10 protein-coding genes and 1 pseudogene are annotated in these 9,658 nt (G+C 76.9%); all 11 read left to right on the top strand.

Going from position 1 to position 9,658, the window contains the following annotated elements; translation table 11 throughout:
- Positions 1-321 (top strand): annotated as a pseudogene (locus tag AC1UE5_RS27735) (hypothetical protein); the annotation flags it as partial.
- 489 nt (positions 322-810) lie between these two features.
- Positions 811-1,452, top strand: coding sequence for a hypothetical protein (locus tag AC1UE5_RS27730; RefSeq protein ID WP_482929193.1), 642 nt, complete (start codon positions 811-813; stop codon positions 1,450-1,452).
- 86 nt (positions 1,453-1,538) lie between these two features.
- A complete protein-coding gene (locus AC1UE5_RS27725; RefSeq protein WP_482929192.1) occupies positions 1,539-2,072 on the top strand; it encodes a hypothetical protein in 534 nt (177 codons plus the stop codon).
- Positions 2,072-2,452 carry a hypothetical protein gene (locus AC1UE5_RS27720; protein WP_482929191.1) on the top strand — a complete coding sequence of 127 codons (381 nt, stop codon included), beginning with the start codon at positions 2,072-2,074 and terminating at the stop codon, positions 2,450-2,452. Before AC1UE5_RS27725 ends, AC1UE5_RS27720 begins: the two co-directional genes overlap by 1 nt.
- Positions 2,453-2,455: 3 nt before the next feature.
- On the top strand, positions 2,456-3,142 hold the full coding sequence (locus tag AC1UE5_RS27715) for a hypothetical protein (RefSeq protein ID WP_482929190.1): 687 nt from the start codon (positions 2,456-2,458) through the stop codon (positions 3,140-3,142).
- A gap of 23 nt (positions 3,143-3,165) precedes the next feature.
- On the top strand, positions 3,166-3,801 hold the full coding sequence (locus AC1UE5_RS27710; protein ID WP_482929189.1) for a hypothetical protein: 636 nt from the start codon (positions 3,166-3,168) through the stop codon (positions 3,799-3,801).
- Entirely contained in the window at positions 3,798-5,030 is a 1,233-nt protein-coding gene (locus AC1UE5_RS27705) for a hypothetical protein (RefSeq protein WP_482929188.1), read from the top strand. Before AC1UE5_RS27710 ends, AC1UE5_RS27705 begins: the two co-directional genes overlap by 4 nt.
- Positions 5,031-5,088: 58 nt before the next feature.
- On the top strand, positions 5,089-6,018 hold the full coding sequence (locus AC1UE5_RS27700; protein ID WP_482929187.1) for a hypothetical protein: 930 nt from the start codon (positions 5,089-5,091) through the stop codon (positions 6,016-6,018).
- Positions 6,019-6,049: 31 nt separating this feature from the next.
- Positions 6,050-6,508 carry a hypothetical protein gene (locus tag AC1UE5_RS27695; protein ID WP_482929186.1) on the top strand — a complete coding sequence of 153 codons (459 nt, stop codon included), beginning with the start codon at positions 6,050-6,052 and terminating at the stop codon, positions 6,506-6,508.
- Positions 6,509-6,854: 346 nt separating this feature from the next.
- Positions 6,855-8,129, top strand: coding sequence for an aminotransferase class I/II-fold pyridoxal phosphate-dependent enzyme (locus tag AC1UE5_RS27690; protein ID WP_482929185.1), 1,275 nt, complete (start codon positions 6,855-6,857; stop codon positions 8,127-8,129).
- 121 nt (positions 8,130-8,250) lie between these two features.
- Positions 8,251-9,576 (top strand): DegT/DnrJ/EryC1/StrS family aminotransferase, encoded by a 1,326-nt coding sequence (locus tag AC1UE5_RS27685; RefSeq protein WP_482929184.1) that lies wholly within the window; start codon positions 8,251-8,253, stop codon positions 9,574-9,576.
- Positions 9,577-9,658 lie beyond the last annotated feature (82 nt).

Raw genomic sequence — 9,658 nt, 5'->3', positions numbered from 1 at the left:
CTCAGGAAGATCGTTGGGGAGGCGCGGGCGGCGCGGGACTGGTGGGTCCCCCTCTGTGTCGCGGCACGAAAACGGACATGGGCCCGGGCGCACCCCCGGGCCGCCGCGCGGCGCGCCCGCCGGGAGCGGGCCGAGCGCTCCGCCCCGGCCGCCTCGACGCCCGCCCCGCAGCCCACGCCGGCGCCGGCCACGCCGGCCCCCGTCGCCCCGCCCACGGGCGGCGGCGGCAGCACGGGCGGCTCCGGCGGCTCGAGCGGCTCCGGGAGCTCGGGCGGCTCGAGCGGCGGCGACGGCGACTGGGGCGGCGAGTTCACCCCCTGATCGGCGAGGCGGCGCGCGTTGGCGCGTCGCCGCTCGTTCGCTGAACCGGCGAAGCGCTGCGCCAGACCCCCGGCGCAGCGCTCCAGGGCCCCGCCGCAGCGCGCACGCGCTTCGCCGGGCCACCCCGCCGGCGCGGCTTCGCCCAACCGGAAGCCCAGCATCCATGGGCCGGCGAAGCCCCACACGACGTTCGCCGAACCTGCGCCCGACACCCGCGCGCCCGGAACGCCCGCACGAGGCTTGACGCCCCGCGGCCCGCGCCGTACGTTCGCACCTCCTCTCTTCTTCTCTCTCTTCGCTCTTCAGCGATCCCGGCTTCGGCCACACGCAGCACCAGCAGCACCGCAGGGCCCCGCAGCACCATCCGCAGGACCTCCAGGCGCCGCGCTCCGAAGCCCCGAAGCGAGGAACCCGACAGCCCTTCGCACTCCCGCGATCGCGCTGACCTACTGCCGGTCCCAACCCTGGAGACCAGAACGGAGGCGTCGCATGCGACCCTCGTCCAACCCGTTCCGCCACCACCCCGTGGTGACCGCGCGACGTGTGGCCCTGGCCATCACCGCGCTGCTGTTCCTCGTCGTCCTGGCGATCACCGTCGGGACGATCCGCTCCAACGTCGCCCCGGGCGCCACACCCGAGGCGACGGAGGTCACCACCGCCCCGGCCACGCCGGGCACCGGCTCCGCGCCCCGGCCCGGAGCCTCGCCCGCGACGCCCGACCCCGCGCCCATCCCGGACGCGAAGCCGGACGCCGCGACCATCGCCGCCTGGTGGGCGCAGGCCGAGGCCACCGGCGAGTGCGCCGGCGCCCTGTCCCCGGTGCCCGGCGCCGCCGCGCTCGGCGTGCACTTCGTGGGCGGCTGCCCCGACGCCGTGAAGGTGAGCTACCGCAACGTCCGCTCCGAGGACGGCGTCACCGGCGCCCAGGCGTTCTGGGGCCGCAACGTCACCGCGTGCGCCGAGCCGTACGTCTCTGGCGTCACGCGCGTGATCGTCCCGGGCACCGAGATGATGATCGTCGAGGGCCCGGCCACGCTGTGGCTGGTCGACCGCGACAGCGTGGTCCGCACCTTCACGGGCACCGAGTACGACCCCGCGACGTGGCCGTTCACCACGTCCTGCCGCGGCTGACCGGCTGCACCACCGCTCGACACGGCACGTCCCCTCCGGCACCACCGCCGGAGGGTCCCTTCGAGACCTGACACGGAGGTCTGGTCATGATCAAGCTCCTCACCGGCGCCCTGCGCCTGTTCACCCGCGGCCTCGGACTCCTCGGCCTGGCGGTGCTCCTCGCGCTCCTCGGGGCGCTCGTCTCCGGCGACGGCCGCCTCGCCGCGCGGCTGTTCGTCGCGTTCGTCGTCCTGGCGTTCGCCGGCGGCCTGACGCTGCTCCTCGCACGCGGCGCGGCCTGGGCCACGCGCCGCGTCGTCGTCGTGGCCATCCGCCGCGGCGTCCCGATGCCGCTCGGGTACGCACGCCGTGGCATCGCGGCGGGCGCGCTCCTGGCGCTGCTCTTCGCCTACCTGACGCTGTTCGCCGCGTCGGACGCGCTGCCCGCGCTGCTCGTCTTCCTCGGCGGGCTGCTCTGGCTGCTCGCCGGGGCGGAGCGCCGGCGCGGCCGGGCCCGCGCCCTGGTCACGGCCGCCGAGCGGGCCTGGAAGCGGCCCGCCGCGGCCTACGTCCTCGCCGCCCGGCTCCTGACGGCCGGCGTCCTGGGCAACGCCCTGCTCCTGGTCCTGTGGCTCGCCTGATGAGGCCGAGGCTCTGGGCCGTCCTGTGCGCCGCGCTCGCCCTCGTGGCGGGCGCGGCGCTCGCCGTCGGGCTCGCCCCGGGCGCCGCACCGCCGGCGCCCGAGCGCGTGGTCCTGCCGGCGCCCACCGCGCACACCGGCCCCGTGCGCCTGCTGCTCGACACCGCGTGCTGCGCGGAGCACCTCGCGCAGCACGGCTTCACCGTCACCCCGGACGTGGACGGCGTGCTCGGCCGCGTCGACCTGACGGTGCCGCCCGGCTGGCGCGTCGAGCCCGTCCCGGGCTCCGACGCCTGGCGTGTCATCCGCGTCCCCGACCAGACCGAGGTCGGGACGTTCCAGGGACGCCTCCTCGGCGTCCACACCCACCAGGAAGGATGAGCGATGGATCTCGACATCACCACCATCGTCGCCGCCGAACGGCGGCGGCTCGCCCGCGAGCTGCTCGCGGGCGTGTGGGAGGCGATCGCGCCTCTCACCTCCACCAGGCCCGCTCCGGGCTCGGCGTCGCTCCAGCTCCCCGGTTCGTTCCTCACCGTCCCCGTGACCGGGAGCGGGCCGGCCCCGACGTGGACGGTCGGCGACACCGGCGTGACCGTCGGCGAGCTGGAGGCGCTGCTCGCGACGCCGGTCCACGCGGACATCGTCTGGGTGGACGAGGAGGGAACGATCGCCGGCGCCGTCCAGGCCGAGGGCCGCGGCCCGGTCGCCGTGCTGCGGGCGCTGGCCGGCTTCGTCGCCTCCGGGTTCCCGCCCGCGGCCGCGGCCCACGCGGCGCCGGAGACCCTCGCGCGACCGGTCCGCGTCCAGCCGCCGGTGACCGAGGCGGCGTACGTCGAGTGGCACCACCACGGCGACGACCTGCGGCTCACCGGCGAGCTGACCGTCTGGCCCGACGCGGGCGAGGACTGGCGCGCCGCCACGTGGCGCGCGCTGGCGCTGCCGCCGGTGCTCCACGAGGAGGACCTCGTCGACGCCTACGCCGTCTCCCGCTGGCCCGGAAGCGTGAGCGCCACCTGGGACGCGGCCGCCGGCCCGTACGAGCTCTCCGTCTCCATCGCCCCGTGCTGACCCTGACAAGAGAGGAACCGACCATGCCCGACACCACCCTCGACGTCCTCCGCGACGCCCTCGACGCCGACCAGGGGCGGCGCCCCGTGCGGCACCACCGCTGCTGCGTCGCCGAGCTGCTGCTGGCCGAGCTCGTCGTCGCCGAGCAGCTCCCCTACGCCGACCCCACCGACCCGCTCCGCCAGTACCTCCTCGAGGTCGTGCGGATGGAGTCCGAGTGGGTGCGGCTCGCGCCGGACACGCGCATGCTCGACCGCCTCGGGCACCACGCCTGCGGCTCGATCCACCCGCTCGCCGAGATCCAGGTCCTGGGCCAGGCCTTCGCGCTCGCCCAGACGGTTCTGTCCGTACCGGCCCAGCCGGCGTACGGGCCGCCCACCACGCGGTTCGAGCGCGGGGTGCTGGGCCACGCGCCGGCGCCGGCGGACCGCGCCCTGCCGGGCGCCGTCCACGCGGCGGTCCACGCGGTGCGGGCGGCGGTCGAGCTGCGGCGCGCCCGGCGCACCGACCGGGTCGCCTGGATCGGGGAGCACCTGGAGCGCCCGATGTCCGAGGACCTGCGCCGGGTCCTGCGTGACGTCCTGGTCGCGGACAACCGGTGGCTGCACGCGATCGCCGGCGTCCCGGTGCCCGCGCTCACGGACGGAGCCGATGCGTGAGCGCCGCCGAAGCCCGCGACGGCGGGCTCGTCGCCGCGCTCCGGGACGACGCCCTGCTCCCGGTCGTCACCGGCTCGCACGCCTGGATCCTCGGCACGGGGGACACGCGCCTGCACGTCCCCTTCGTCACCTCCGACCCGATCGCCGTGCAGCACGCGGGCGGCCGGCCGGCGATGCTCGGCCACCTCTCCCCGCGGGAGATCGGGGCCGTCGCCGCACTGGCCACGCTGCACGCCCGGCGGCCGGCACGGGTCGGCCGGCCCTGGTCCTGGATCGCCGCCGCGCTCAACGCCTGGCTCGCCGGGCGGCGGCTTCCGGGGCTGCTCCCGAACGACGCCGAGGCGGACGCGCGGTTGGCGCTCCTCGAGCTGGAGCTGCTGCTCGCGCTGGGGGCACCGCCCGACGTGGTCGGCGCGGTGCCGGGTGACCCGGTCGCGGTCGCACGCCGGCTGCTCGGCGCGGCCGACGCCTGGCACCGGCGCGAGACCGCGAGCGAGGCGGAGGAGCTGCCGCCCGCGGCGCGCGCCGTCGCCCCGTTCCCGCGGACGCCCGCCGAGGCGCTCGCGGCGCTCCCGGGCGACCCGTCCGTGCGCACGCGCGGGCTGTGGGAGCTGGACGCGCACGGCGGCAAGGTCCGCGTCGGCGTGCACCCGAGCTGGGACGGCCCCGGGCCGGACCACCGGGTCGTGCTCCGGCGCCTCACCACATGGGTCGACGACTGGCGCGCCCTGTCGCGGCGCCGGTTGGGCGACGCCGCGGCGCTCCTGGCCGGCCTCCGGGCGCTGGAGCTGCTGCGGCCCGTGACGGCCGCCGCGGTGGAGGCCCGGCGCGCGCTCCTGGCGTCGCTCGTCCTCGTCCTCGAGGACGGACCGCACGCCAAGCACGCGATCGGCGCCGCGGTCGACCGGCTGCGCGCGAGCGCGGCCACCGGGGCGATCGCGTGCTGCGCCCCGCCGGAGCCCGTCTGGGCGGCCGGCCCGCACCACGCGATCCTCGGCGCGGTCGAGCGGCTGTGCTGGCGCCACGCGCCGGTGCCAGGGCCGCCCGCCCCGGGCACCCCGCTGCGGGTCCACGCGCCGGACCTGGACGAGCACCACCACACGGGCCACGCGACCGCGTCGACCCGGGTGCCGGACGGCCACGCCAAGGTCGCCTTCGGGCGCCGCGGCCCCGTTCGGACGTTCCCCCTCGCGGTCCTCCGCGCGCCGCTCCCGCGGCTGCTCGGCTGACCCACCCCGCCGGCCCGGCGCCACCGTGGCGCCGGGCCCCTTCCTCGAAGGAGCGAACATGAAGCACACGGTCATCGGCGACAGGTACGTCGAGGCCCACGGCGGGCTCGCGCGCTGGCACCGCCACTCCGCCGCGCTGGCGCTGACCGCCGACGTCAGCCTGGGCGAGCCGCTGACGCTCGCGATGCGGCACGGGCGCGACCTCCCGATGGCGGTCCCGGTCATCGGCGACCACGGTCGCCTCACCATCGGCCGCACCGCGTCCGGACACGCCGACTGGGTCGAGCTGACGCGCACCCCGCTGGCGGAGGGCGTCGAGCTGCTCGGCGTCCGCCGCCTCGACCTCGAGCACCGCCCGGCGGTCGAGGCGGTCGTCGTGCACGACCCGCGCGCCTCCTCGCGGCTGCGCCACCCCGGCGTGGCGGCGCTCCACGACTGGCTCGTCCCCGCCGCCGACCGCGTCGAGGCCCACCAGGTCGAGGCGCTCGGCTCGACCGACGACGACCAGGAGCTGGCCCCCGCGCTGGAGCGCCGCGGCCACTCCGGGCTGCGCGAGCCGCACCCGCACGACTACCTCGGCCTGCCGCCCGGTGGCGTGGCCGCGGCGCTGCACGAGCCGCACACGCTGCTGCGGTGGCTGGAGTGCGGGGCGGAGGACCCGCGGCACGACCTGCTGCCGCCGACCTTCGCGACCGCGGCCACGAGCGCCGAGCGGCTGCTGGAGCACGCCGCCCGCGTCCGCGAGCCCGACGCGCTCGGCGGGCGGCTGCGCGCGTTCGCCGAGCACCACCTCGGGCCGCTGCGGCGCGAGCTCGCGGCCGTCCGGCCGTCCCACCGCGACGCCGCGTACGTCGCCGCGGCGGCGTGGCTGTCGGTCGCGCTCGTGCGCTCGGGGCCCGGCCCGATCCTCCAGCCGGGCTGGTGGTGGGCGCAGAGCGCGCTCATCGCCCTCGGGCTGTGCCCCGGCGGCCAGCGGCCCCCGGCCTGACCCATCCCACCTCGCAGAAGGGACCACCCACATGACCACCTTCACCGACCTGATCGCCGAGCGCCTGGCGGACGAGCCGGAGCTCCTGAAGCTCGCGCGCCTGCGCGCGACGGCGGCTGCGGCCGTCGCGGACGCCCAGACCGCGGACGACTGGGGCCTGCCGGCCAACGACGTCGTCGCCGGGCGCGCCAGGATGCTCGAACGGCTGCTCGCCGCGGCGCGGCAGGCCGACGGCACGCTGGACGCCGCGCTCGACGCGGCGCTCGCCGAGCTCGTCCGGCCGCTCCGCGACCTCGAACGGCTGGGCGAGCTGACCGGCGCGGCGGCGTACACGGCGGAGGCCCGGCGCCAGCTCCGCAAGCTCGCGAGCACCGGGGCGCCGCTCCCGCCGCCGGGCGACGGCGACGCCGGCCCGGCGCCCGGCGACCCCGCGTTCGCCGCGTGGGCGGCCGGCGTCGCGGCGCGCTTCGGCCTCGCCGCGCCGTCGTAGGAGCTTCGCTGAACATCCAGCAGCGCTTCGTTGAATGACAGAGGTTGACGGAGGAGGCGCCGGCGTCTACGCTGGCGCCTTCTCTTCTTCTCGCGTTCTTCGCACCCCTCGCGGCCTCAGCCGCTTCGCAGCACCCGCAGCACCCGCAGCACCCGCAGCACCTTCCACATACGCCACCTGCCCGGACCGGTGTCCGCGCGCAAGCAGCCCAGGGTTCGACTCCCTCTGGTGGCACCGGGTCTCTCCGTCACGCACCGCGTCACGAAGCGACCCCACGACGACCGACCGGCCGTCGTGACGCCTGCCGTCTCGCACCGCGAGCGGCTGCATCGGAAGGGGACACCTCGTGTCCAACAACACCACCCTGCAGGCCATCCTGGGTCGCCGGCTCGTCCGCGGCTGGACGAAGGGCTGGCCGCTCCTCTCGGGCGCCGACAAGGCGGCGGTCCTCCGCGCGCTGGAGGCCGGGGACCTGGGCCTGACCCACTCCACCGTCGTCACCCTCGACGCCCCCGAGCGGCGCGACCACAACGCCGAGGTCGAGGCGGCGTTCGCGGAGACCTTCGGGTTCCCGATGGTCGTCTGCAACAACGGCTCGGACGCGATCGCGCACCTGCTGCGGGCCCACGGGCTCGACGAGGGCACGGTCGTCGGCCCGACGGGCACCTGGGGCATGGGCTCCTGGGGCGCCGTCCTCCAGGCCGGCATGACCCCGGTGATGGTCGACTCCGACCTCGCCACCTGGGGCGTCGACGCGGAGGCCATGGCGGCCGCGATCGACCACCGCACCCGCGCGCTCCTGGTCCCGCCGATGTACGGCGGCGTCCCGGACCTGGAGCGCATCGGCGAGATCGCCTCCAAGCACGGGCTGCTCGTGCTGATCGACGCCGCCCACGCCCAGGTCGCCCGGTACCGCGGGCGGCCGCTGGTGGAGTGGAGCGACGGGCTCGCCACGAGCTTCCAGAGCTCCAAGGGCCCGATCACGACGGGCGAGGGCGGCGGCGTCAGCGCCGCCGACGCGCGGGTGCACGCCACGCTCACCTCGATCGTCTACACGGGGCGCTCGGTGCCCGGCGCGGCCACGACCATGGGCCGCAACAGCCGGATGCCGCGCATCCTCGCGGCGCTGATGCACCACCAGCTCCCCGACGTGCCCGCGCAGATGCGCGTGCGCGAGGAGGCGTGGCCGAAGCTCGACGCGGTCATGAGCCGCTGGGGCTTCGTGCCGCAGGTCCACGAGGTGGACGGGCCGCAGTACAAGCACGCCAGCCGGCGCGGCGAGGACTGCTTCGAGGGCGTCTCGACGCCCACGCTGCGGGCCGCGCTCACCCACCTCACCGGGATCCCGTTCGAGTCGCCCTACCCGGGCTGCTGGGCGGACCGGACCTGGCAGCCCGAGGCGGTCTTCCCGTCCCGGGCCGAGCGTGACGTGCAGTACCGCGCCGCGCTCGCGGCCACGCGCCAGCCGTTCGACGGCTGGGCCGAGATCGTCCGCAATGGCGTCGTCGTCCCGCACGAGGCGCTGCTCAACGAGGGCGCCGTCGAGCTGGTCGACGCGGCGCTGACGCGGATGCACGGCGCGATCGACCGCCTGCGGCAGCACGACCGCTCGCAGGCCTGATCCGCCTCGGGGCGCCGGCAACCCGCCGGCGCCCCACCCCCTCGGACCGCGGGAGACGCCCGCGGTCCAGGGCCTCGTCGCCACGAGGCCCGAACCGATGTCACGGAAGGACATCGCGCTCATGAGCAACTTCGACATCGCCGGCCTGCCCGCCATCTGCGGTGGGACCCCGCTCCGTCCGCTCGCCGACGGCGAGCGGCTCCCGCACCCCGGCACCGTCGGGCGCCGCGAGGAGGAGGCCGTCCTGGAGGTCGTCCGCAGCAACGTCTGGAGCGGCGGCGCCTGGCACGAGCGCGCCGCCGACGCGCTGCGCGACATCACCGGCGCCAAGCACGTCGCGCTGTGCACGAACGGCACGCACGCGCTGCAGCTGGCCAACGCCAGCCTCGGCGTCGTGGCCGGGACGCGCGTCATGGTCCCGGCGCTGACGTGGCAGGCCACCGCCGGCAACGTCCTCACGCTCGGCGGCGTCCCGGTCATCGTGGACGTCGACGAGGCCACGCTCACGATGAGCCTCACCGAGGCGAGCCGGGAGCTGGAGCGGCGGATCGACGCCGGCGAGCCGCTGCCGCTCGTCCTGTGGCTGGTGGGCCTGTACCACCGGCTGCCGGCGGTCGCGGCGTTCCGCCGGCTCGTCGACGAGATCGCCGAGCGGACGGGCCAGCGGATCCACCTCGGGCTCGACTTCGCCCACGGCCCGGGCGGCCGGTTCGCCGGCCGCTCGCTCCTGGGGCTGGTCGACGTGATGACCGGCTCCGGCCAGGAGTCCAAGAACGCCAAGGGCGGCGAGGCCGGCTGGATCGCGACCAACGACCTGCGGCTCCACCAGCAGATCGAGTCGCGCATCACCTGCGGCCGGCCGGTCCCGGGCCGGGACGAGCGGTGGCAGTCGGACCAGTTCCGGCTCCCGGCGCTCGTCGCCGCGCCGTACGCCTGCCAGCTGGAGCGGTACCGCGACGACTGGCTGCCCAAGCTCCAGAGCAACGCGCGGCGGATCGACGAGGCGCTGCGCTTCGTCACCGGCGTCCGGCCGCTCGGCCGGCAGCGCGGCGCGGACAGCCAGGTCTACAAGCTGGCGTTCCGCATCACGCCGGAGCTCGGCCTGCCGGCCGACGTCGTCTGGCGGGCGCTGGAGGCGGAGATCGGCTACGAGGTGCGGGGCCCGTACCCGTCGCTCACCATGGGCGACGACCGGAACCCGTACTTCCCCGGCACGTCGCACTCGGCGGCGATCAGCGACGAGCACCGCGCGCTGATCACCACGCTGCCGCCGGCGCCGGTCGCCGAGCGGGCGCTGGAGGAGGTGGCCTGCGTCGAGTGGGCCTTCCTCCTGCGCGACGACTGCGCCGAGCTGCTCGTCGCGGCGCTCAACCGCCTCCGGCGGCACGCGCCGGAGATCCGGGCGGCGGTCGCCAACGGCCAGGCGGCCTACTGGTTCGCCTGGTGATCCCAGGCCCGCGTAGGGCCTGACCCCCGCGGGCGCCGGCACGGAGCCGGCGCCCGCTCCACAGCCGCCTCCGGCGCAGGGC

It is taken from the genome of Parviterribacter multiflagellatus (assembly GCF_056863265.1).
This window is presented reverse-complemented; position numbering and strand designations above follow the sequence as displayed.